Source organism: Alteromonas sp. MmMcT2-2 (genome assembly GCF_022348305.1).
GTDB lineage: Bacteria > Pseudomonadota > Gammaproteobacteria > Enterobacterales > Alteromonadaceae > Alteromonas > Alteromonas macleodii.
In genome coordinates, this window is record NZ_JAKRFA010000002.1 from 182,509 (window position 1) to 204,606 (window position 22,098).

The 22,098-nt window shown below is 46.1% G+C and carries 21 protein-coding genes; 10 read left to right on the top strand and 11 right to left on the bottom strand.

Going from position 1 to position 22,098, the window contains the following annotated elements; genetic code table 11:
* Position 1: 1 nt before the first annotated feature.
* The 5 genes from MHM99_RS03000 to MHM99_RS03020 form a co-directional block, all read right to left on the bottom strand.
* A complete protein-coding gene (locus MHM99_RS03000) occupies positions 2 to 1,180 on the bottom strand; it encodes an efflux RND transporter periplasmic adaptor subunit (protein WP_207198711.1) in 1,179 nt (392 codons plus the stop codon).
* A gap of 172 nt (positions 1,181 to 1,352) precedes the next feature.
* On the bottom strand, positions 1,353 to 1,817 hold the full coding sequence (gene trmL, locus MHM99_RS03005) for a tRNA (uridine(34)/cytosine(34)/5-carboxymethylaminomethyluridine(34)-2'-O)-methyltransferase TrmL (protein WP_039225063.1): 465 nt from the start codon (positions 1,815 to 1,817) through the stop codon (positions 1,353 to 1,355).
* Between the two features lie 152 nt (positions 1,818 to 1,969).
* On the bottom strand, positions 1,970 to 2,947 hold the full coding sequence (locus MHM99_RS03010; RefSeq protein ID WP_239218072.1) for an alpha/beta fold hydrolase: 978 nt from the start codon (positions 2,945 to 2,947) through the stop codon (positions 1,970 to 1,972).
* Between the two features lie 64 nt (positions 2,948 to 3,011).
* Positions 3,012 to 4,373, bottom strand: coding sequence for an ATP-binding protein (locus tag MHM99_RS03015; protein ID WP_239218074.1), 1,362 nt, complete (start codon positions 4,371 to 4,373; stop codon positions 3,012 to 3,014).
* The gene (locus MHM99_RS03020) at positions 4,373 to 5,086 is read right to left on the bottom strand and encodes a response regulator transcription factor (protein ID WP_239218076.1); all 714 of its coding nucleotides are present in this window, start codon (positions 5,084 to 5,086) and stop codon (positions 4,373 to 4,375) included. Before MHM99_RS03020 ends, MHM99_RS03015 begins: the two co-directional genes overlap by 1 nt.
* A 256-nt stretch (positions 5,087 to 5,342) precedes the next feature.
* Between MHM99_RS03020 and MHM99_RS03025 the strand changes: the two genes are divergently transcribed.
* Complete coding sequence (locus tag MHM99_RS03025; RefSeq protein WP_039225068.1) at positions 5,343 to 6,224, top strand: Spy/CpxP family protein refolding chaperone; 882 nt, start codon at positions 5,343 to 5,345, stop codon at positions 6,222 to 6,224.
* 54 nt (positions 6,225 to 6,278) lie between these two features.
* Here the strand turns inward: MHM99_RS03025 and MHM99_RS03030 are convergent, their stop codons facing one another.
* Together MHM99_RS03030 and MHM99_RS03035 are read right to left on the bottom strand one after the other, a co-directional pair.
* Positions 6,279 to 7,532 (bottom strand): flagellar assembly protein T N-terminal domain-containing protein, encoded by a 1,254-nt coding sequence (locus MHM99_RS03030; RefSeq protein ID WP_239218078.1) that lies wholly within the window; start codon positions 7,530 to 7,532, stop codon positions 6,279 to 6,281.
* 5 nt (positions 7,533 to 7,537) lie between these two features.
* Positions 7,538 to 8,287 (bottom strand): flagellar basal body L-ring protein FlgH, encoded by a 750-nt coding sequence (locus MHM99_RS03035; RefSeq protein ID WP_014948056.1) that lies wholly within the window; start codon positions 8,285 to 8,287, stop codon positions 7,538 to 7,540.
* Between the two features lie 161 nt (positions 8,288 to 8,448).
* On the opposite strand from MHM99_RS03035, the gene MHM99_RS03040 reads away from it, so the two are divergent.
* Positions 8,449 to 9,405, top strand: coding sequence for a hypothetical protein (locus MHM99_RS03040; protein WP_239218081.1), 957 nt, complete (start codon positions 8,449 to 8,451; stop codon positions 9,403 to 9,405).
* Positions 9,406 to 9,458: 53 nt separating this feature from the next.
* Here MHM99_RS03040 and MHM99_RS03045 read toward each other — a convergent pair whose 3' ends face one another.
* Positions 9,459 to 9,869 (bottom strand): methylglyoxal synthase, encoded by a 411-nt coding sequence (locus MHM99_RS03045; RefSeq protein ID WP_014948054.1) that lies wholly within the window; start codon positions 9,867 to 9,869, stop codon positions 9,459 to 9,461.
* Positions 9,870 to 10,482: 613 nt separating this feature from the next.
* Between MHM99_RS03045 and argC the strand changes: the two genes are divergently transcribed.
* From argC to MHM99_RS03080, 7 genes are all read left to right on the top strand, one after another.
* A complete protein-coding gene (gene argC, locus MHM99_RS03050) occupies positions 10,483 to 11,496 on the top strand; it encodes an N-acetyl-gamma-glutamyl-phosphate reductase (RefSeq protein WP_239218083.1) in 1,014 nt (337 codons plus the stop codon).
* Positions 11,493 to 12,338, top strand: a complete 846-nt coding sequence (gene argB / locus MHM99_RS03055; RefSeq protein ID WP_239218085.1) for an acetylglutamate kinase — start codon at positions 11,493 to 11,495, stop codon at positions 12,336 to 12,338. The genes argC and argB overlap by 4 nt, the downstream gene beginning before the upstream one ends.
* Positions 12,335 to 13,246: an ornithine carbamoyltransferase gene (locus tag MHM99_RS03060; protein ID WP_239218087.1), complete on the top strand. Its 912-nt coding sequence runs from the start codon at positions 12,335 to 12,337 to the stop codon at positions 13,244 to 13,246. The genes argB and MHM99_RS03060 overlap by 4 nt, the downstream gene beginning before the upstream one ends.
* A gap of 37 nt (positions 13,247 to 13,283) precedes the next feature.
* Positions 13,284 to 14,495, top strand: a complete 1,212-nt coding sequence (locus MHM99_RS03065) for an argininosuccinate synthase (RefSeq protein WP_014948050.1) — start codon at positions 13,284 to 13,286, stop codon at positions 14,493 to 14,495.
* Positions 14,496 to 14,548: 53 nt separating this feature from the next.
* The gene (argH, locus tag MHM99_RS03070; RefSeq protein WP_014948049.1) at positions 14,549 to 15,931 is read left to right on the top strand and encodes an argininosuccinate lyase; all 1,383 of its coding nucleotides are present in this window, start codon (positions 14,549 to 14,551) and stop codon (positions 15,929 to 15,931) included.
* Between the two features lie 18 nt (positions 15,932 to 15,949).
* Positions 15,950 to 17,260, top strand: a complete 1,311-nt coding sequence (gene argA / locus MHM99_RS03075; protein ID WP_014975490.1) for an amino-acid N-acetyltransferase — start codon at positions 15,950 to 15,952, stop codon at positions 17,258 to 17,260.
* Positions 17,261 to 17,445: 185 nt separating this feature from the next.
* The gene (locus MHM99_RS03080) at positions 17,446 to 18,342 is read left to right on the top strand and encodes an alpha/beta fold hydrolase (RefSeq protein ID WP_168533876.1); all 897 of its coding nucleotides are present in this window, start codon (positions 17,446 to 17,448) and stop codon (positions 18,340 to 18,342) included.
* 189 nt (positions 18,343 to 18,531) lie between these two features.
* Here MHM99_RS03080 and MHM99_RS03085 read toward each other — a convergent pair whose 3' ends face one another.
* From MHM99_RS03085 to MHM99_RS03095, 3 genes are all read right to left on the bottom strand, one after another.
* Positions 18,532 to 18,777 (bottom strand): DUF4235 domain-containing protein, encoded by a 246-nt coding sequence (locus MHM99_RS03085; protein ID WP_168533878.1) that lies wholly within the window; start codon positions 18,775 to 18,777, stop codon positions 18,532 to 18,534.
* 120 nt (positions 18,778 to 18,897) lie between these two features.
* Positions 18,898 to 19,065 carry a DUF1328 domain-containing protein gene (locus tag MHM99_RS03090; RefSeq protein ID WP_014978132.1) on the bottom strand — a complete coding sequence of 56 codons (168 nt, stop codon included), beginning with the start codon at positions 19,063 to 19,065 and terminating at the stop codon, positions 18,898 to 18,900.
* A gap of 263 nt (positions 19,066 to 19,328) precedes the next feature.
* Positions 19,329 to 20,804 carry a catalase gene (locus MHM99_RS03095; protein ID WP_168533880.1) on the bottom strand — a complete coding sequence of 492 codons (1,476 nt, stop codon included), beginning with the start codon at positions 20,802 to 20,804 and terminating at the stop codon, positions 19,329 to 19,331.
* Positions 20,805 to 21,241: 437 nt separating this feature from the next.
* On the opposite strand from MHM99_RS03095, the gene MHM99_RS03100 reads away from it, so the two are divergent.
* Positions 21,242 to 21,769 (top strand): hypothetical protein, encoded by a 528-nt coding sequence (locus MHM99_RS03100; RefSeq protein ID WP_239218089.1) that lies wholly within the window; start codon positions 21,242 to 21,244, stop codon positions 21,767 to 21,769.
* Positions 21,770 to 22,098 lie beyond the last annotated feature (329 nt).

Sequence of the window (22,098 nt, forward strand, 5' to 3'; positions counted from 1 at the left end):
ATTAGAATCCGTCACGGCGGCGCGGTGGGCCTGATGGCGGCTGCCCACCCGGCACTCTGCGCATGCCCGCGGCCGGCATTGCGGTGCCGTCTGCTAGACCCACAACCACTTCATCACCTTCTGATAGGCCTTCTATAATTTGAATATGGGTTCTATTTTTTATGCCTACTTTTACTGGCGTGCGAACCACCTCATCGCCCTGTTTAAGCATCACGAATTGATTGCGAGCTCGTCCTTTTACTGCCGCTAACGGCACAGAAAGCGCGCCTTTCACCTGCTCTTGCACAAAGAACACTTGGGTAGTCATGGCGTCCATTAACGTGCGATCAGGATTCTCAACATCGATTAGCACTTGGTATAGCACCACGTCGTTGAGTACGGTGGGTGTAGGTAGCACTTGACGAACGGTAGAGTGGTAGAAGGTTTTGTTATCACCCAAGGTAGAGAAATAGACTGGCATGCCGCGCTTTATTTTCTGCACATCGGCTTCAGACACTTCTGCGCGTAGGGTCATTACTGATAAATCGGAAATTTGAAGCAACACGGGGGCGTTTTGATTAGCATTCAAGGTTTGCCCCTCACGCACCGGCAAGGTGGCTACAGTCCCGGATATTGGCGCAAATATCTTTGCAAACCCGAGCTTAGTAATATCCCCTTCCAGCGAGGCTTCGTCAGCTTTAATCTGTGCGATGCTCGCCGTGATCTTGGTATCGATAACTTTAAGGTTTGTATCGCTGCTTACGACTACATCTTGGCTGACTGCATTTTGCTTAAACAAATTTTGATTGCGTTGCGCTCTCACTTCGGCGAGTTCTCGCTCTGCCCGCAGCTGAGCCAGCTGTGCTTTTTTGCTGTCCAGCGCCGCTTGAGAGTTCTGTACTTGTGTTTCAAATACACGGGCATCGATCTCTACCAGCAAATCGCCTTCTTTGACAATATCCCCCTCTTCTACGTGAATATTGTCTACTTGACCTGAAACCTGCGCGCCTACCTCTACGTAGCGCTTGGGCTCAAGCTGACCTGTAGACACCAAATTTAATTCGATGTCTCGTATCTTTGCACCTTGAAAGAGATATTCGGTATTTGTCTGAGGTGAGTATAGCCATGCATAAACAGCATAAGCAGGCACAAACACAATAATTGCAATGAGCAGTACTTTAATGGGTAGAGGGAGTTTCAAAGCATTCGATCCATAAAAAAAACTGAATGCAATATAGCGAATGTAAAGATTCGCCACGAGAGACAATCTTTACATTTACGCTATCTTTACAGACATTTTTAAAGGCTGAATAAGCTTTTGATTTAAATGGTTAAAAGAGTTTTTAGCAAAACAGTAAGCGTTGAAGAAAGTACTAACGAGCCCCCTCGTAACCAAACTGACGCCAGCTTTCATACACAAATACCGATACTGCATTAGACAAGTTCATACTACGACTGTCTGGCAACATAGGGATGCGAACACGCTGCTCTGGGGGAAGCGATTGAATATAGTCGTCTGGTAAACCTCGGGTTTCCGGTCCGAAAATTAACGCATCGCCTTTTTGATAAGACACATCGCTGTGAAATGCTTTGCCTTTCGTTGTGCAAGCGAATACCCGTTTTGGCTTAGCATCATTTAGGTAAGCGTCTAAATTGGCGTGGCGCTTTACGTGAGCAAACTCGTGATAATCTAAACCTGCGCGTCGAACGCGTTTATCGTCCCATTCAAAACCCAAGGGCTCGATTAAGTGCAACGTAAAGCCACTGTTTGCGCATAAGCGGATGATGTTTCCCGTATTTGGCGGGATCTCTGGCTGATAGAGTACGATATCGAGCATGCTTTTTTAAATTACCTTCACAGTTAACAACTCGTTTATTTTATACCGAAACGCCATTCTTCATCACCCTTGCGCACACTTTTATTACCTGTGAAATAGAAAGCGCTGCTCTTAAGTACGATTACCTAACTAAATGTTAGCTGCGGCTGCACTTATGTAGACGAGTCTTCTGTCAAAAAGTCGAGAATACGCGCCACAGAGCGCTCGCGAATGTCGTCAGACTCGGTGAATAGCTCATGGTAAGCGCGGGGCACTATTTCAAATTTTGCATTTGGCATAAGCTGAGCCACGCGGCGCTGACGGTTATTATCAATAATCGCGTCATCGTCTGCACTTAATACAAGCGAGGGCGTTGTAATAGCGCGTGCGCTACTTTCAATTTTGTTCATAGCCTGATGTGCCGCTGCCAACCACTCTGTAGTCACGCCACCAAGCTGAATATCCTGCTCTTCGTCATACAGCTCTCGAAACAGTGCATAGCGGGTTTTGCTGTGGGTGAGCTTATTAAGTGAAAAAGGAAACGCGATATACGGGGTTTGACCAAAAAAGTACCCCGCATCTTTCTTTTTCATCCTGTTTACCGCAAGGCCTGTGCGAATTAAGCCATTCGCCAACCAATTGGGCAGAGCGGGTTTAATGCCAAACATGGGGGAAGCTAAAACGGCTTTTGAAAACAAATTCGGAAGACGCAGCAGCGTAAGTGCACCAATGGCGCCCCCCATCGAATGGCATACTAGCTGCAGCGGGCCTTGCTGTAGGGGCTTTACAATAGTTTCTACGAACATGACGAAGTCATCAACGTAGTCGTCAAAATGGGCAACATAACCATGCTGAGGATCACGAGTCATCCTGTCTGACAAGCCTTGGCCTCTGTGATCTAAGATGAATACGGCGAAACCATTTTGATAGAGATCGTAAATGAACTCTTTGTACTTTAAATAAGATTCGATTCGACCAGAGCATATTACAATGGTAGCTCGCGGCGATTCTGGGATACAGTGCGCAAAGCGTACCTTGATATTGTCTTTCCCAGAGAAGTGACCTTGAGTAACACTGTTTTGCCAAAAAGGGTTAATGTGCGTGGCAAAGGTGCTGGCTAAGTTATTTTCAGATGTGAACGTCCAGTTCATAAATACCCTATTACAGTCAAATTGCGCTCTTTGTTAGGCTACGGAGTGCTATCAACGTTCCCAATCATAACTTGGGAAATGACATAGTAACTCGTAGTCCGCCGCGCTCAGAAGGTTTAGCGATTATGCGACCATGATGCAACTCAACTGCCGCTTTTGCAATGGATAACCCTAAGCCTACGCCTCCTGACTCGCGCTCTCTGGCAAGAGTTGCCCTGTAAAACGGAGAAAATATACGCTCACATTCCTCACTGGTTAACCCGTCGCCATCATCTGTAATGTGAATACACCAATACTGCGCATCTTCGCTAAACGCAATATGCGTGACGAGTTTGCTATGACGTATGGCATTGCGAAGAACATTCTCGACAGCGCGACAAAACATCATGCTGTCAATGACTACCGTCTTTTTAGGTATATCGTCAATTTTTAACTGCTTGTTTTTGTTTGCCACTTCAAAGTTAGCGTCGGTCAGCACATCGTTGAGCACTAAAGACAAAGCGTGTTTTTGCATGTTGGCTTCGCCAGCTTCAGCACGACTAAGAGTAAGTAATTGGCTTACCAGCGCTTCCATACGATCAGCCTCCCGCTCAACACGAGATAACGTGGCAGGGTCTACATTTTGCTGATGGGCAAGACCTAGCGCCATTTGCAGTCGCGCTAGGGGTGAACGAAGTTCGTGAGAGACATCAGCCAATAATCGCTTCTGTGCGCCCCACATTGATTCGAGCTGTTCAGCCATTTTGTTGAAATCGCGCGCCAACTGACCTAACTCATCCTGACGCTTGGCAGCCTTGCCCACCCGCGTTTGCCAGTCGCCGCTTGCTAAACGTTTTGCTGAACCCTGAATGTGCAAAATAGGGTTGGTCAGCGTTTTGGCGAATAGCCAGCTCAAAAGCGTGGTAGTAATGAGTGCAATCGCCAAAAACAGCAGAACCGGAGGAGTTTGCTTTTCGGGCATATCAAGCTTTACCGCAAAAAGCGCAAAGCGTGAATTGTCTCGCTCGAAGAAAACCGGGCCGAGAATTTTGAATGCGCCGCGCTTTACTGCAATCGGGGAGGTTTGATTTACCAAACGCAGTAAATCTTCTTTATCGTTGTCACGAAGCGGAGGGCCTCCACCTGAAATAAGGCGGTTGTCGCGAATATCTACCGCAACCAGTCGACCTCTCACGCCACGTGAATTGCGATCTAGCGTCTCATGTAACGGTAGGTCCTGAAAGCGCCCACGCTGCATCCGCTCAATGGCTTGATTTAAATCTTCTACTTCGCGAGGCTTTATTTGCACAACTTGAAGGTCTTCAAAAAAGAGGCGACTTCCCCAAATGGCCAAAAGCGATGTAACAATGAACGTTGCCCAAAACCACAGAAACAAGCGGCCCATGATGGCCCGCGTTGGGCTGATGCTGCGTAACAGTTTTACCATTAATGGCTTCCAACAATTAACATGTACCCTACTCCGCGGATGGTTTTGATTTTTTCATCTACGGCTACCGCACTGATTTTCTTTCGCAGGTTGCTAACATGCATATCAATGCTTCTGTCAAAAGCTTGCAGTGGCTTGCCGAGTATCTTTAAGCTTATTTCTTCTTTCGTTACCCGCTGAGCGGCATTTAGCATTAGTAAGCGCAAAATTAAAAACTCAGTTGTGGTTAGCGTTAATTCCACATCGTCTACTTTAGCGAGCTGGCTACTTGGGCTTAAAAAGATGCCATTCACAAATAAATCTTGTTCCACCGCTCCTCCCGTTGAGGAAAGATTATGACGACGCACAATCGCTTTTATTCGCGCCACCAGCTCACGATGGTTAAACGATTTCGGTAAATAATCATCGGCGCCCATTTCCAGACCTATAATGCGGTCGTAATCATCGCCTCTTGCTGTCAACATAAGTACAGGCGTGCTATGGCTGACACGAAGTTTTTTCAACACATCGAAGCCATCCATCTTTGGCATCATCACATCCAATAAAATAAGATCGTAATGTCGTCCAGACACAGCTTCAGATAACCCTTCTTCGCCGTCGTTACGCACTTGCACTTGATAACCCATACTCGACAGGTACGTGGAGAGCATTTCAGTTAGCTCAAGGTCATCATCAATAACAAGGATAGACTGCAAATGAAAATCTGAACTCATGGTATTAAACTCTTTAACGGTTGGGACTGCTGACCTTTGATTCATGAAAGTGCCTGTAATTTTTATAAACTTCAACCTGCGCTTGTGGTGAGTCTTGTCTAAATTAAACGAAAAACACTGACAAACGCATACTATATCTTTTCAGACCTTTACAATTACAAAACGGCATCACCTTTACAGAAGCTTTACAGTGTGTTGACTGCTTTTTGTATTTATCACGCTAGGATTAACGTGTCCGAACAAAAAGGAGACGACAATGAAAAAGTTATTAATTGCTAGTGCAACTGTAGCGGCGATTAGCTTAGGTGGACTTGCGTTGGCTCAGCCAGCAGGCCCTGGTATGCGTCACCACGAACCGGTTAAAGAAATTGTTAAACACCTTCGCGGTTTAAGCTTAAGCGACGCACAACGCGAAGAGATAAAAACACTCATAAGCGCATTTAAAGACGCTAACCCTCGACCTGAAAATCACGATAGTGAGAAGCCAAGTTTCGATTTTGAAACTGCTTCTGAGGCACAAATCAGCACCTTTATACAAACTCAACTTGAAGAGCGTGAGTCGAAACACTTTGCGCTTGCGCAACTACGCCACAATATTTTTAACGTGCTAAGTGAAGAGCAGCAAGCGAAAGTCTTGGCACGCGAAGAAAGTAGAGATCAAAAAAGAGCGGCGAGAGGCGATAAGCGACGCAACGCGTCTGACGAGCAAAAGTCACAATTTGCAAAACGTATGGATGATGAAGGCAAAGGCAAAAAATTCCGTGGTCACGGTAAAGGTGAAAGAGGCGACAGAGATCACCAGCGGGATGGCACGCCGTTTAAAGGCATTGACCTGACCGATGATCAGCTGGCAAATCTTGCTGAACTTCGTGAATCATTCAAGGATACATCCAAAGCCAATAGAGAAACGTTGCGAAGCTTCAAGGAAGCCCAGCGCGATCTGATTAGAAGCTCGTCTTTCTCACAAGACTCTTGGAACGCTCTTGTTGCCCAGTACAAAGACGACCTTGTCAGTGCTGGTGTTGAAAAGGCCAAACAGCGCCAGGCCATGTTTGCAGTACTAACGCCTGAACAGCAAGCTGAGTTAAAAGCGCAGCGCGAAGAAGGTCGAAAGCTACGTGACTTACTGCGTTCTTAGTATTCAGTAACACCCTAACCCACCGTAAAAAGTGCTGGCCTTGGCCAGCCTTTTTTATGGCTGGCTTTCAACCTGCTGACTTTCTTTTAAACTACGTTTCGCCGAGAGAGTTAACGGCGTGACAAAATCACCAATATGTACGCTATCACTACCTGACTCCGCTTTAAGCAAGCTGACGTCATCAGAAACTTCGTACACCTGCAAAGTCAAAGTCTTCGTTGAAAACAGTCCCGGCTTTCTTGATAAGCCCAACGCAGGCAGCGCCCGTTGCTTAACCAATGAAAACTCATCGCCCACGGCTAACCCACTATTTTTACCCAGATCTATAGCAATGTAGTCAGGCGAGATATCAATGACCTGCGCATAAGTCGTTTCGCACTGAAGTGCCGCGTGAATGTCAGTAATAGCAGCGTGTACCGTATTGAGGACCATGCGCCCAAAATCACTGCGCCACAACAAGCTGTTGTTCATATCCACCGAATAATGTTGAGAAAAGGGCCAATCGGCCTCGCTGTGATAGCTATCATTAAAAATCACCTTGGCTTTGAAAGTGTCGAGCACGTAAACCTGAACGGTAAAATTCCGGCGAAGCGCGACACCATCAGTTTCAAATACCGAGGTAGCCTGCGACACCTGTTCGAAAAGAGAAATGTCCTTTACAAACCCGAATACCACGAACTGCTGCCCATATTCACTTCGCAGAAAGGTCGACATAGCCGTTAAATCAATGTCTGACAGACTGGAGGTTAACCAGGTGTTAGCGTTAATAAGAGAAACAGGAATCTGGCTTACATCTCCACTTTGATAAAGACCGTTGAGTTGCTGAGCAAATCGTTGAGACACGTGACTGCCAAATGAATAGAGCATGCCAGTCGCGGCCTGTTGGGGTGATGTTAAAGGAAATTCTGCCACTAAAATGCGATGGGCAAGTCCGTTGTTAGTGCAATTGAACAGAGGCGTAATGTTTACATTCACCACCACTGTAAGCGCGTCGTCTTTGAGTGTTTCGCTTATGATCTCTACTCTTTGAACTCTGCCCTGAGAACGAATTTCGGCTTTGCTGGAAAGGAGTAGCCCGTCTACCGTGATATCCTGCGCGGAAATGGTACTGCCACTGCGAAAAGCCGCGTCAGCAATGGCATTTTGTATGGCGCTGGTTCTCACGTCGCTAAGTTCTGCGCCAGCGAGTGCCATCGTAGCTTCACCCTGTACCCATTGAGCCCATGCGTGCTGAGTAACCAAAGAAGGAAGTAGTACCAGCAAAGCAGTAAGACTGATGCGTAAGCTTGGCAAAATAGTGCCTTTCATCGCGCTTATCCAAATATTGAAAACAGCTTGCCAATCACCGTTCGCTGCTGATTATCTTGCAGCTCACCCGTACCGCTATACTCAATTAACGCGTTGCCGACTTTTGAAGACAATACGGTATTACTTTCATCCACATCTTTTTTTCTGACCTCTCCTGAAAAGCGAATGTATTCTTTTCCTCTGTTCATCGTTATCCACTTTTCACCCGTTACCAGTAAATTCCCTGCCGGCGTTATTCCCGTAACATACACGGTAATGCTGCCACTCATCGAATTTGACTGCTTAGTTTTAGCAGAGCTGGCGAACTCACTGTCCTGTTCGTGCTCCACCTCAACGTCATCTTCGTCAATTCGAATTCCCCCCACTTTTAGTGTGACGGGAGATAAATCAAAGGATGTGTTTTTGTCTGTATTAAAATCGAGCGACTTCTCCGACTGCGTCTGTTCTTCAAGCTTAACTAGAATCATATCCCCCACTTTGAAGCTTGCGTGGCGTTCATAAAGCCCTACAGAGTGCTCAGGATTAAATAGTGACCCTGTGGGTACATGCAAGGTAGACGTTGGTTCCATCCTAGGGGGTGAGTAGCGTGGATCACCGGGCGACGGCTCTTCCTCAACAGGCTTCACAGCTCGTTGCGACACATTTGGGTTGGTAGGGCTACTTTGAACAACCTGTTCTTCGTCAGTGAGTGTTTGGGCACAACCACCAAGTGTAAAGATTGCGATTAGTGTGTGTATATGGCATCGAACTTTCATGACATTGCTCAGTGTTAATTTTTATGCAGTGTGTAAATTAAGTGCCATCCATGACCTAACAGGAGCAAGTGTAAACGAACAAATTAAAAGAAATCTCGTTCACTTGACTTATTTGCAAAACCTTTACAAATCAAATATATGCCTGCGGGTAAGGGGATGTTATGGCCTTAGAAAACACAACAACTAACACTGCTGAAAATGGCGTCAGCGCACTACTTTCAAAATTTGGTTTACATACTGCTGACATTGAAAATAAATCGGCAAATTCAACAGAAGTAGCCAATGAAGCGGCAACCAGCGGCCAGTCTTTGCCGTCTTTGTTCGCATCGTTACTCGCAATAGAGAATCAACCGAATGAAGCTGATGCAATCGACAGCAAAATATCAGGCGAAGCTAATCTCTCAACACAATCTAATATACTTACCGGCACAGCCAGCGATGTTCAAGGCGCATTATCTTTGCTTTCTGGTACGAGTAGCGTCAATGGGGTTTTATCAGATGATGCAATTGCCACCATGCAAGGCACGCTGTTAAATGCATTGCAAAACAATGTATTTCAATCGCTAGTTACCAACAATGATACGTCCGTAAATGCTACTACTAGCGTTCTGGGAAATGGTGACAGCAACACGGCTGCCAATAATCAAAGTGATACTACTCCAACACTCTTCGATAATTTGTATTCCGGCGCTTTCGGAGACGATGGGCTTGATCTTAAAGACGGATTTGATGCGTTAAACATTGCAAATCACCTACCCATAGTTTCGGATATTTATGAAGCAACCACGTCAAATCACACGGCCGCGGCAGCAAGCTTGGCGGGAAGTTTTTTATATGGCGGAATAGGCGGATTAATGTATGAAGCTATCGATTTGACCGTAGAGAATGTGACAGGACAGAGCATCTCAAACAATATGTGGTCGATGGGGCAGTCTTTACTCGCGTCAGTTTTTAGCAATCCAAGCATCGACAGTAAGGTAAGTGCTAACATTTCAGGTGCGCCACAAACGCAGGCGAGTGATGCCACCGCATCTATTCAGACTGATGATATAACCGCCGGAATAACCAACAAGGCAGCAGATGCTGCCTACCAGTTCGTTCAACGAGGTTTCAATTAACCTAAAGACCAGCTTCTGCCCACCAAACTACAAGGCCGTTGATTTAACCAATCTTAAAAATTCGGTTTAACTGGCTTGTAGTCGGGTGACAGAAAAAGCGGCGACGTTATTACTAGGTCAGCTGTGGCGGGTGTGCAGGCAACTGGTACATTCCATACCGAACACAGTCGTAGCAGCGCTTTAACGTCAGGGTCGTGAGGCGCTGGGTTTAGCGGATCCCAGAAAAAGAAAAGTGCATCTAGCTTGTTCTCAGCGATGAGTGCTCCTATCTGCTGGTCGCCACCAAGCGGGCCACTTTTGTAGCGCGTAACTTCTAGCCCCGTTTCATTGGCAATTAAACCGCCTGTTGTGCCTGTTCCCACTAAATTACACTGTTTGAGCACATCAATGTGCTGCTTAACCCAAGCAAGTAGCTCAGGCTTTTTATGATCGTGCGCAACAAGCGCCAAGGTAAGTTTGCCCATTTTATTTTCCGAGTTAATCCTAACAACCAATACTCACGGCCACTGTCGACATACGGTAACAATTTACCAGCTTTGCATGGTTAGACACTGTAACTAGTCATATCAAGCATTAATGATGAACTACGTGCATTACTGGTAAACATTTCCACTCAACCATATCGTACAGTGAGTATAAATATTCAGTTCTATTGCGTAACTTGTCAACTTACTGTCACAACTATAAATATATTATTAGTTATATTTTTTATGGCGTAGTCGCTGCAACCACCCAGCAAAATATTTATACATTTTTATTGCATAAACATTCAGATTAGATACACTAGTCGACGGTTAAAGCATCCAACTCATAATTTTGAGTTGCGACTTGATAGGAATTGATGATGACACAACCAACTCGCGTTGTTGGTTCAACCACTGGCAACGATAAAGAGTTTACCTCTCCCCTGGCTGGCTACACGATGCATAGCGTACGACGATGCGTGCGCCTTTCTATGCTTTTGCGGTAGCACACTTTTTACCTTTGTAATGTGGTAGCGGTTAGGCAAGGATTTACGCCCAACCAGTTTACAAAGGTAAAAAGTGTTTTTTTTCTCCTTTTATTGAATTTTTAATTATGTACAGCGTTTCGATTATTGGTGCCAGTGGTTACACAGGGGCACAACTTGTTCAGTTAGTTATTCAGCACCCTAAACTTGCATTAGCGGGGACTTACGTATCTGAGAATAGTAGCGATGCGAGTAAAAATATTGCAGAGCTTCACGGCAACTTGGCTCACGTTAATGCCACACTGACGCCTATTTCGGATGCGGCATTAAAAGAAATGGCTGACGGTGTCGATTTTATCTTTCTTGCCACTCCTCACGAGGCGAGCCACGACTGGATGCCTGCCCTATCTTCGGGCAAAGCCAAAGTGCTCGATTTGTCGGGTGCATTCAGGCTAAAAGACACGAATGTCTTCGAACAGTTCTACGGCTTTCCACATACGCAAGAGCAAAGCTTAGCTCAAGCTGTTTACGGCCTTGCCGAGTGGCACGAAGCGCAAATTGCCTCTGCCGACGTTATCGCTGTGCCGGGGTGCTACCCCACGGCGAGCCTTAGTGCACTTAAACCTCTTGCTCACAACAATTTACTAGATGAAAGCGTACGCCCTGTAATTAACGCTGTTTCCGGCGTATCGGGTGCAGGTAGGAAAGCCAGCCTAACCACAAACTTTTTTGAAGTTAGCCTGCAGGCATATGGCGTGCTAGGTCACCGCCATACCCCTGAAATTGAAGCTTACTTGGGTACCCCCGTTATCTTTACGCCGCACTTAGGTAATTTTAAAAGAGGAATTTTGGCGACCGTAACCGTTAAGGTTAAAGCTGGTACCACCAGCGCACAACTTGAACAAGCGTACACTGACGCCTATGCTGATAAACCCATTGTGCGTTTGCGCAAGAGTTTTCCAAAAATTGATGACGTTGCTCATACCCCATTTGTTGATCTGCACTGGAAATTAGATGAAGCATCTGGATACGCAGTGATTACCGCTGCAATCGACAACGTAATGAAAGGTGCTGCCTCTCAGGCAATACAGTGCCTTAACATAATGACGAAACAACCAGTAGAGACAGGGTTAGTACTATGAGTGTTTCACCAATTGTAATTAAAGTTGGCGGTGCATTACTCGACGACACCGCCGCAATGACACGTTTATTTCTAAGCGTAAAAGACGTGCAGGCCACACGCCCCGTCGTAGTGGTTCACGGAGGCGGACCATTAGTGGAAACGCTAATGGCGAGTCTTGGTCTTCAAAGCACAAAAATAGATGGCCTTCGGGTTACGCCCGATGAACATATGCCTTATATCTGCGGAGCGCTTGCAGGCTCTGCCAATAAGCAACTATGCGCAGCGGCTTTGGCTTCAGGCTTAACCCCTGTTGGTTTGTCGTTGTTAGACGGTAATATGGTGGTGTGTGAGCCTCTAGCTGACCAGTATGGTGCCGTGGGCATGCCGTCAACAGCAGATGCATCATTTCTAAAAAGCGTATTAGCCCAGTCAACACTACCGGTTATCAGTTCTATTGGTTCAAGCCCACAAGGCAGATTACTAAATGTAAACGCCGACCAAGCCGCAACGGTTATTGCCGAGCTTCTTAACGCTGAACTTTTACTCCTTTCCAATGTTGACGGTGTGCTTGATGGTGACAAATTGCTAATTAGCGAACTTAACGCAGCAAGCATATTGAAGTACGCAGATGAAGGCGTTATCACCGACGGGATGAAAGTAAAAGTGGATGCGGCACTCGCGTCTGCAGAGAATTTAGGCCGCGCAGTTTACATCGCGAGTTGGGCCGCCGACATCAACGACATTTTAAATAAGAAAACGGGCACGCAAATACTGCCCTCAGCACTGACAAATACACCGTCAAAAAACGCTGATTTACCCCACACCGACTTTACAAAAGGCAATGCCGGAGAAGTACAATGAAACAGGACCTACTAACCTTTGCAGACTGGACACCCGACGCAATGAAAAACTTGCTGCAATTGGCTGTAGAAATTAAACAAGCCCCAGCAAGTTACAGCAACGTGCTAGCGGGGAAGTCAATTGTTGCCCTGTTTGAAAAGCCGTCTTTGCGAACCCGCGTTAGCTTCGATATTGGTATCAACAAGCTTGGCGGCCACATGGTGTATTTAGATGTGCAGTCGGGCAAATTAGCAGGCCGTGAAGACGCAGTAGACACCGCCGCTAACCTTGCGTGCTGGGCTGACGCCATTGTTGCTCGCGTATTTTCTCACGAGACGCTAGAAACCTTTTCTAAGGCGGCAAACGTGCCGGTTATCAATGCGCTGTGCGATAAGTACCACCCATGCCAAGGCCTTGCCGACTACCTCACAATGTTTGAACGCTTCGGCAAAACCGAAGGTCTTACCATGGCCTATGTAGGCGACGGCAACAATGTAACCCATTCTCTGTTAATTGTTGGGGCGCTTCTAGGTTGCAACCAAGTTGTAGTCACGCCAGAGGGGCACGAAGCGGCACCTGAAATTGTGGCGCAAGCCAAAGCGATTGCCGAGAAAACGGGTGTATCGATTGTTGAAAGCACTGAGCTTAGCGCTGCTAACGGCGCAGACGTTATCTATGCAGATACATGGCTTTCAATGGGTGACGAGACGCCACTTGAAGTGATCAAAGAAAAGTTCATGCCTTATCAGGTGAACGAAGCGTTGATGGAAGCAACCGGTGCTAGCTACGTTATGCACTGCCAACCTGCCCATCGCGATTTAGAAATTACGGGCTCGTTGATTGATAGCGATAAATCGCTATTAATGCAGCAAGCTGAAAATAGAATGCATGGCCAAAACGCCATTCTTACTCAATTACTTAGCGCTTAAAAAGACGCCTAAAAAGACGCTTAGAAGGATTATTTAGATGCAAAACGTTAAAAAAATCGTGCTGGCCTATTCAGGCGGGCTTGATACATCAGCCATCATTCCATGGCTTAAAGAAAACTATGGCTGTGAAGTTGTCGCGTTTGCAGCAGATGTGGGTCAAGGTGATGAAGAACTAGAAGGTCTTCACGAAAAAGCTATCGCATCTGGCGCAAGCGAATGCCACATTGTTGATTTAAAAGAAGAGTTCGTAAGCGAATATATCTTCCCAACTATTACTACAGGTGCGGTTTACGAAGGTGAATACCTGTTGGGTACGTCAATGGCACGCCCGGTTATCGCCAAAGCGCAAGTTGAGATTGCACGTAAAGTAGGTGCCGACGCGCTATGCCACGGCTGTACCGGTAAAGGCAACGACCAGGTTCGCTTTGAAAGCACCTTTGCTGCCCTAGCCCCTGATCTTACGGTTATTGCGCCATGGCGTGAGTGGGATATGGTAAGCCGTGAAGACCTATTGGCTTATCTAGCAGAGCGCAATATTCCAACCACAGCGTCAGCAACCAAAATTTACAGCCGTGATGCAAACGCATGGCACATCTCACACGAGGGCGGCGAGCTTGAAGATCCATGGCAAGAGCCTACCAAGCAAGTGTGGACCATGACGGTTGATCCTGAAGATGCACCTGATACTCCAGAGCGCGTAACCCTGTCTTTTGACGAAGGAAAACTGACTCACGTTGATGGTGAGGCACTATCGCCTTATCAAGCGCTAGTTAAACTTAATACTGTTGCTGCGGCACACGGTGTTGGACGTATCGACATTGTTGAGAACCGCCTTGTAGGTATGAAGTCACGCGGCTGTTATGAAACGCCAGGAGGCACCGTACTGCTTAAAGCGTATAAAGCCCTAGAAACTATGGTGCTAGATAAAGCTGCGCTTAAATACCGTGAGCAGATTGGACTTGAGTTCTCACACGTGATGTACGACGGCCGTTGGTTCACCGCCCTTAACGATGCGCTATTAGCTGGTGCAGCTTCTTTTGCGAAGAAAGTAACAGGCGATATCGTGGTTAAGCTATATAAAGGCCAAGCTACAGTTACCCAGCGTCAATCGCCGAACAGCCTTTACTCTGAAGACTTTGCCACCTTTGGTGCTGACGATGTTTACGACCAGAAGCATGCTGAAGGCTTTATCCGCCTGTTCAGCCTTTCAAGTCGTATCGAAGCACTGAAAAAACAAGGTGAACAATAAGCTTTACCTACAATAGTAAAGCTTAAGTCAGAACAGCATTTAAGGAGCATCACATGGCGTTGTGGGGTGGCCGGTTTGAATCCGGTGCAAGTAGTATGTTTAAACAGGTTAACGACTCGCTGCCGTTTGACCAAGTTATGGCAAGCCAAGATATTCAAGGCTCTATCAGTTGGTCGCGTGCACTGCAAAAAGCAGGCGTATTGACCGTTGACGAACAAGCCCAGCTTGAGTCTGCATTGAGCGAGTTAAAAGCGAAAGCTGATGCAGGTGAATTAGACTTTAACGCATCTAGCGAAGAAGACATTCACAGCTTTGTTGAAGCTGCGCTTATAGAGAAGCTTGGCGACATTGGTCGTAAGCTTCATACCGGGCGTAGCCGAAACGATCAGGTTGCCACCGACTTTCGCTTGTGGGTACGTGAACATATTGCCTCACTTCGCGCTGATGTTTTAGGTGTGATCAAATCGCTTCTGAATGCCGCTAGCCGTCATCAAGAAGCGATCATCCCAGGTTACACTCACTTACAACGTGCACAGCCTATTCACTTCGCACACTGGTGCTTGGCTTACGTTGAAATGCTAAAGCGTGACTTAAGCCGTTTAGACGACTTGAAAGTACGCATGAATCAGTGCCCTTTAGGTTCAGGCGCATTGGCAGGTACTACCTTCCCTGTAGACCGTCACGCCATTGCTGAAGAACTGGGTTTTGATTCTCCATGCCTTAACAGCCTTGACGCTGTGTCGGACAGAGACTTTGTGCTAGAGCTTTTATTTGTAGCCAGCACTAGCATGATGCACTTGTCACGTCTTGCCGAAGACATGATTTTCTATAACTCTGGTGAAGCAGGATTCTTACAGCTTGGCGATAGTGTAACCTCTGGTTCATCGCTTATGCCGCAGAAGAAAAACCCTGATGCGCTTGAATTAATGCGCGGCAAATGTGGCCGTGTGTTTGGCTCATTGCAGGCCCTGCTAGTTACCATGAAAGGCCTTCCTCTTGCCTACAACAAAGACATGCAAGAAGACAAAGAAGGCGCTATCGATACGGTTAATCAGTGGCATATTTGTTTATGTATTGCCAGCGAAGTGCTTGATTCACTACAGCTAAACGAAGAGCGCTGTCGCGTTGCAGCAACCCAAGGGTTCTCTAACGCCACTGAGCTTGCCGATTATCTGGTAGGTAAAGGTGTGCCGTTTAGAACAGGCCACGATATTGCAGGACGCGTTGTGCTTCAAGCCATCGACAAAGGCTGTGCCATTGAAGATTTACCACTCAGCGACATGCAGGCTATTTGCGACAAAATTGAAGACGACGTATACCCGGTACTTCAGCTAGAGTACGGCGTGAATCAACGCAATATCTTGGGCGGCACCAGCAAAGAAACCGTGACGAAAGCACTGTATCAAGAGCTGGAAGACTTGGATAAGCAAGGGTAGCGACAAGGAACTGCTTAGATGGTATTAGCGCATCATGACGGCATAAAACTGTTTCGCAGTTCACTGCCCTATATTAATGCTCACCAGGGAAAGACCTTCGTTTTGATGTTCGGTGGCGAAGCCATCGAACATCCTAATTTCCCTAATATTATTCACGACATTGCCCTGCTTAACAGCTTGGGCGTGCGCGTGGTCGTAGTGCACGGTGCCCGCCCTCAGATTGATCAGCGCGTAGCCCTTCGCAACATCGAAGGTCGCTTTGACAGCGGTGTACGCATTACCGACAAGCAAACCCTTGAGTGCGTTAAAGATGCCGCCGGCTCGGTACGCTCTCAGGTAGAAGCTCTACTTACTATGGGGCTTCCAAACTCGCCTATGCATGGCTCGCAAATACGCGTGTGCTCGGGCAACTTGGTCGTTGCCAAACCAATGGGCGTGCGAGGCGGCATTGATTTTGAAAACACCGGTTTAGTGCGTCGTATTGATACGACCGGCATTAACGACCACTTAAACGATGGCTCAATTGTGCTGCTATCGCCTATGGGCTATTCATCAACGGGAGAAGTGTTTAACTTATCTCACGAAGATGTAGCTACGCAGGCGGCTATAGCCCTTAAAGCTGACAAGCTGATCGTATTTTCGAATTTTGATGGTGTATACAACCGCGAAGGTCGTTTACTTCGCACCATTGAACGCCCTCAACTAGAGCAGTTGATCATGGCAGGCGACATTACCACCGAAGATACGGTGTTAAGTGCCCTTACCACCAGCGTTGCTGCAGGTGTGCCTCGTGCCCACTGCATCAGTTTTGAAAAAGACGGCGCCTTGCTTCAAGAGCTGTTTACTCGTGACGGAACGGGTTCACTAGTTATGGAGCACCATTATGAACAACTGCGTGCAGCCACTATTGAAGATGTGGGCGGTATCTTAAAGCTGATAAAACCGCTAGAAGAAAGCGGCGTGTTAGTGAAGCGTTCTCGTGAGCGTTTAGAGAACGAAATTAACCAGTTTATAGTGATAGTGCGCGACGGCATGATCATCGCCTGTGCAGCCTTATATTTATACCCTGAAGACGGCTGTGCCGAGTTAGCCTGCGTGGCGACTCACCAGGACTATCGCGGTAAAAACCGTGGCGAACGGATTCTAGATGAAGTGCGCGCCCGGGCTAAAGAAGCCGGTATTAACAGCATTTTTGTACTGACCACAGTTACCGCACACTGGTTTTTGGAGCAAGGGTTTGAACCTGCAGACATTAGTGCGCTACCTGCTGTAAAGAAAGAGCTGTATAACTTCCAGCGTAATTCTAAGGTGTTCACTTTGAGCGTGTGAGGAAATCTTTTTTAAAGCGTGGATGCTATGGCGTACTTATCCCAGCTACGCGATAGCATTTGCGTGTTCAGCGCACATACCTTTTCGCTTAGCACCAATTATCAGCAAAATAAATAGTCAAAATATTGCATTTTATTCATGCAAAAGGTTTACTGGTTTGACCAGATGAGTTCACGAGACTTTCCATGTCGAGCACTTCAAAGCAATACGCTACCGCCACTAGCATCCAAGTAGAAGATATCACCATTGTCTGTGCGGATAACACGCCGCTTGCAGCTTCCCTTTTCTCTCCAACCACTTCCCCTAAAGCTGCAGTTATGATTGGCCCTGCAACGGGTATAAAACGGCAATTCTACAGCGCTTTTGCCGCCTATTTATGTGAACAAGGCTTTGGTGTTATCACCTTCGATAACAGAGGTATTGGCGGTTCGGTAAAAAGCAGCGTTAAACAAAGCGATGCGACGTTGGTAACATGGGGCGAGCAAGATATGCCAGCGGTGCTAGAGACATTGAAAATTCATTTCCCTAACGTCCCCTACTTTCTTGTTGGTCATAGTGCAGGTGGTCAGCTGCTGGGTTTGATGCATAATGTGCACGACCTTACTGCCTTTTGTAATTTTGGTAGCTCTTCGGGCAGTCTGAGAAACATGCGTAAAAGCTATTTGCTAAAAGCCCATTTCTTCATGAATTTCTACATTCCCGTGAGTAATTTACTGTTCGGCCATACTAAATCTCAGTGGGTAGGCATGGGAGAGCCACTACCTAAAAAAGTGGCCCGCCAGTGGCAAAAATGGTGTAACGGTAAAGGCTACGTAAAAACAGGCTTTGGCAGTGATGTTAACGAGCACCACTACAACACCATTCAGATACCTTCTAAATGGCTGCTCGCCAGCGACGACGATATTGCTAATATTCATAACGTTCACGATATGATTAGCGTTTTCCCCAATATGGAAGCAGAAGTTGAGGAGCTAGATCCACAGGCCTGTGACGTAAAAGAAATAGGTCACATGAAGTTTTTTTCCCGTAAATGTCACCATTTATGGCCTAAGGTTACCGATTATTTTAATCAGTATGTGTGAGTCAACACGTTGTTGCGGCATCGTGACAACGTGATTCTGTTTGCTAACAATACTTACTTAGAGAATACGTTGTATCAGCACGAAATTAGTAACCGTTTTACTTGGAACAATTGGAAAGAACGTGCGCTTCAAGCCATTCGCCTGCACGTTTTCGCCCGTATAGCAACTCAACAGCACAACTTTGTTGTGCTACTTTGGATTACGCTTGTCCAGTGCATATTGAACAGCCATCCGTGCAAGACCTGCTCCAATGCCAGACACCACAGCCCAAGTAACGGCTTCTTTAAGGTCTGTATTTTCACTTTGTTTATCTTTAGATGCAGGTTGATCAATTACCTTTTCCCAAGACTTTTGCAGCGTTTTTCTCGCAAGAATTCCTGCAGACGCTGCGGCGAGTCCAATGCCTACGTTCGTAATGAACTGTTTATTACTCACGGTAGCCTCCATTAGTTTTGTCCGCTGATGTGGCTAAAGATAAAAAACAGCCGCCTACTACCAAACGACTAACAGCTGTCTTTTTCTATTCGTAATATGAAGTTTAGATCAGGCAGTGATTCAACTTTTGCCCCTAACCAAATTCATGACAACTGAAATAATCAGTAAAATAACGAAAACACCAAATATAATTTTGGCAATACCCGCTGCAGAGCCAGCGATTCCACCAAATCCTAAAACCGCAGCAATTAATGCGACAACTAAAAATATTAAAGCCCAACGTAACATAATGTATCTCCTTATTTCATCATTCAAAGTCGTTCAGTATTCTAGTAGCAAACCATGGGCCTATTTGAGACTTGATATTAGCTATCACGCAGCCCATAAGGCTTACAGGCTGATTATAGTTAATGAAAGGAAATGCGTTTTATCGCTGCCGTGACTCTTATTTCAAAATATTCAGGCTTTCTTACCTTTAAAATTGTAAATATTTCTCGAATACAAAGAATCAGAGTAATTTTCATTAATTAACTCTGATTCCCCCACAATTACTATTTATTTGCTACCGCTTTTCTCACCCGTTCACCATAGTCGCTATCAGCTAGGTCGTATTGAACGAACATTGCCTCTTGAACGTCCTTAGTAGCTTGGCTTAAGCCGTCAGCAATGTTGTTTACCAGCTGCTGTTTTTGATCTTCACTCATAATGCGGTAAAGGTCACCGGCCTGTGAGTAGTTATCTTCGTCACGGTTATCGTAAATATCTAACCATGCGTCTTGCTCTAGCGGCATAGGCGGCTCTTGAACCTCTGGTGCTTCAGCCGGCTCACCAACTCGCGCGCGATTATTTGGATAGAAGTTGGCTCCACTTCCTGCAAGTGCTGGGTTAATTCCCGCAAAGGCTCCATCTCGTTGATAATTGTGCACTGGACAACGCGGCGCGTTTACCGGTATTTGGTTGTAGTTTGCACCAATACGGTATCTGTGCGCATCTTGATATCCAATTAGTCGCGCTTGAAGCATTCTGTCTGGCGACGCACCAATACCCGGTACCAAATTGCTCGGCGCGAACGCTGCTTGCTCAGTTTCTGCAAAGTAGTTATCAACATTACGGTTTAACTCCAACTGCCCTACTTCAATTAATGGAAAGTCGCTGTGAGGCCACACCTTCGTTAGATCAAACGGGTTAATGTGGTAATTACGCGCTTCCTCTTCAGTCATAATCTGCACATTCACGGTCCACGATGGAAATTCTCCGTTATCAATGCTTTCGACCAAGTCTTGCTGAGCGCCATAAGCAGGCATCTTTGCCGCTTCTTCGCTAGTTAGCGTTTTAATACCTTGGTTAGTTTTAAAGTGCCATTTCACCCAATAGCGTTCGCCTGCGTTATTCCAGAAACTCAACGTATGAGAGCTATAGCCATTCACATGACGATATGAAAGTGGAATACCGCGATCAGACATCAAGATTGTCGATTGGTGTAATGACTGAGGGTTGTTCGCCCAAAACTCGTACACGGCCTGCGGATCCGGCAAGTTCGTACGCGGGTTTTTCTTTTGACTGTGAATGAAGTCAGGAAACTTGATGCCATCTCGTAAGAAGAATACCGGGGTATTATTTCCTACCATGTCCCAGTTTCCCTGTTCGGTATAAAACTTCACTGAGAAACCACGAGGATCACGGGCATAGTCACTTGAATCCTGACCACCACCTACGGTAGAAAAGCGCAAAAACACATCGGTTTTCTGCCCTTCTTTCTGCAGGAAGTCTGCGATCGTGTAGTCAGATAAGCTTTTAGTTAGCGTAAAGGTGCCATACGCAGCACTGCCCCTTGCGTGAACTACGCGCTCTGGAATTCGCTCGCGATTAAAGTGCGCAAGCTTCTCAAACAAATAATGGTTGTCGAAAGTCACCGGCCCGCGTGGCCCCGCTGTTCGACTCTGATTATCATTGGCAACGGGCGCACCATTGCTAGACGTTAGCGTAGTAGGTTTTATAGCTGCACCTGAAAATGGACACTTACTCATTGCGAATTCCTTCTGTTTATTTCTCACCGATTTTTAGTCTTACTAAAATTGGGTGTCAGTGTGTGATTAAAGAAATGGTGTTAATCACGCTTTTCGTTTAAACAGATAGTCGCTGATTCAACAAAACAATTAAAGCGAACAAAATAGATAGTTCTAATCGTAATTACTGAATCATTGTCCAAAATTAGTTTCATGCTTAGGATGTATTGATGTGGTGACATCGAGACAATGAATACGCGAGGCTTTTTAGGTCGCTGTATTTAATGTCAGGTAAGCGTTAAGCGGCGTCTCGCCTGTTATTAAGCCAGCACAAGGACGCTTTAAGGTCACAGCACATTTGTCTCTCTGCGTATTACTTTTTTGCAATGGAAGTCTAGCTTAGATCTTTGTCTGTAACTAAAGAGACAAACGTTTGTCTAATGCAAAGGGCTTGAGACATGGCAAAGCCACTCATCTTCATTACTGGTTTTTTAATGCTGTGCATTATCACTTTTGCGTCTTGGAAAACCTTTGAAACATTAAGCCATTTCAACGATAAAAATAACGAGCTTTCTTTTATGGGCAGCTCAGGATGGCAATGGCACAACAAATCTCAGGGGCTTCAAATAAAACGAGTCGATGGCTATTTGCCTGCGCTGAGAAAAGTATCTAAGAGCAAAGAATATGCATCGCTCATTACTATTACAGAAAGCGGCAGCTATCGCGGCTTTGTGTTTTTCGACCAAGATTGTGAAGAAGGCGCTATTGTCTCTGAGAAAGTAACTTACGCCGATACCAAATCACCACAAATTAAAGTGTTGCACTGCCTTCATGGAAAGCTGGTGTATATGAAAAACTGGTCTGCAGTGCCTAACAAACGCTGGCGAGGCCGCGTGGGTAATTTTGAATTTAATGAAGCTTTGAATGAGTGGGATTTCACGCCACTTCAAAAAGCCTATTTAAAGAGTGTTGCAGAGCTCATCTGAAAATTGGGGTCAGAGTACTTTTTTAAGCTATCGGGCCAGAGTAAGTTTTGACCCCGTTTTATGTTGGTGCCCTACGTTAGCCATTCTGATGCTAAAAAGATGACAAACATAATTAAAGTACTCTGACCCCGTCATTTGAGTAATGTACTCTGACCCCAAATTAAATGTACTCTGACCCTGAGGGATCCCCACGAATTTAATTCCATGTGCCTGCGGTCCAGGCCCCGTCGACTATGGAGCTGTACCATTTGAGTGCAGCTTTCCACTGTCGCATAGTAAATCGTATTCGACAAGCGACAGCCCTGAGTCCAAGGTAATGGAATGACAAC

Coding starts and splice junctions, on each gene's coding strand:
- argH (WP_014948049.1), top strand. CDS start 14,549: ATGGCGTTGTGGGGTGGCCGGTTTGAATCCGGTGCAAGTAGTATGTTT.
- MHM99_RS03080 (WP_168533876.1), top strand. CDS start 17,446: ATGTCGAGCACTTCAAAGCAATACGCTACCGCCACTAGCATCCAAGTA.
- argB (WP_239218085.1), top strand. CDS start 11,493: ATGAGTGTTTCACCAATTGTAATTAAAGTTGGCGGTGCATTACTCGAC.
- MHM99_RS03045 (WP_014948054.1), bottom strand. CDS start 9,869: ATGGGCAAACTTACCTTGGCGCTTGTTGCGCACGATCATAAAAAGCCT.
- MHM99_RS03065 (WP_014948050.1), top strand. CDS start 13,284: ATGCAAAACGTTAAAAAAATCGTGCTGGCCTATTCAGGCGGGCTTGAT.
- MHM99_RS03040 (WP_239218081.1), top strand. CDS start 8,449: ATGGCCTTAGAAAACACAACAACTAACACTGCTGAAAATGGCGTCAGC.
- argA (WP_014975490.1), top strand. CDS start 15,950: ATGGTATTAGCGCATCATGACGGCATAAAACTGTTTCGCAGTTCACTG.
- MHM99_RS03020 (WP_239218076.1), bottom strand. CDS start 5,086: ATGAGTTCAGATTTTCATTTGCAGTCTATCCTTGTTATTGATGATGAC.
- MHM99_RS03010 (WP_239218072.1), bottom strand. CDS start 2,947: ATGAACTGGACGTTCACATCTGAAAATAACTTAGCCAGCACCTTTGCC.
- MHM99_RS03025 (WP_039225068.1), top strand. CDS start 5,343: ATGAAAAAGTTATTAATTGCTAGTGCAACTGTAGCGGCGATTAGCTTA.
- MHM99_RS03090 (WP_014978132.1), bottom strand. CDS start 19,065: ATGTTACGTTGGGCTTTAATATTTTTAGTTGTCGCATTAATTGCTGCG.
- argC (WP_239218083.1), top strand. CDS start 10,483: ATGTACAGCGTTTCGATTATTGGTGCCAGTGGTTACACAGGGGCACAA.
- MHM99_RS03035 (WP_014948056.1), bottom strand. CDS start 8,287: ATGAAAGTTCGATGCCATATACACACACTAATCGCAATCTTTACACTT.
- MHM99_RS03100 (WP_239218089.1), top strand. CDS start 21,242: ATGGCAAAGCCACTCATCTTCATTACTGGTTTTTTAATGCTGTGCATT.
- MHM99_RS03095 (WP_168533880.1), bottom strand. CDS start 20,804: ATGAGTAAGTGTCCATTTTCAGGTGCAGCTATAAAACCTACTACGCTA.
- MHM99_RS03015 (WP_239218074.1), bottom strand. CDS start 4,373: ATGGTAAAACTGTTACGCAGCATCAGCCCAACGCGGGCCATCATGGGC.
- MHM99_RS03030 (WP_239218078.1), bottom strand. CDS start 7,532: ATGAAAGGCACTATTTTGCCAAGCTTACGCATCAGTCTTACTGCTTTG.
- trmL (WP_039225063.1), bottom strand. CDS start 1,817: ATGCTCGATATCGTACTCTATCAGCCAGAGATCCCGCCAAATACGGGA.
- MHM99_RS03060 (WP_239218087.1), top strand. CDS start 12,335: ATGAAACAGGACCTACTAACCTTTGCAGACTGGACACCCGACGCAATG.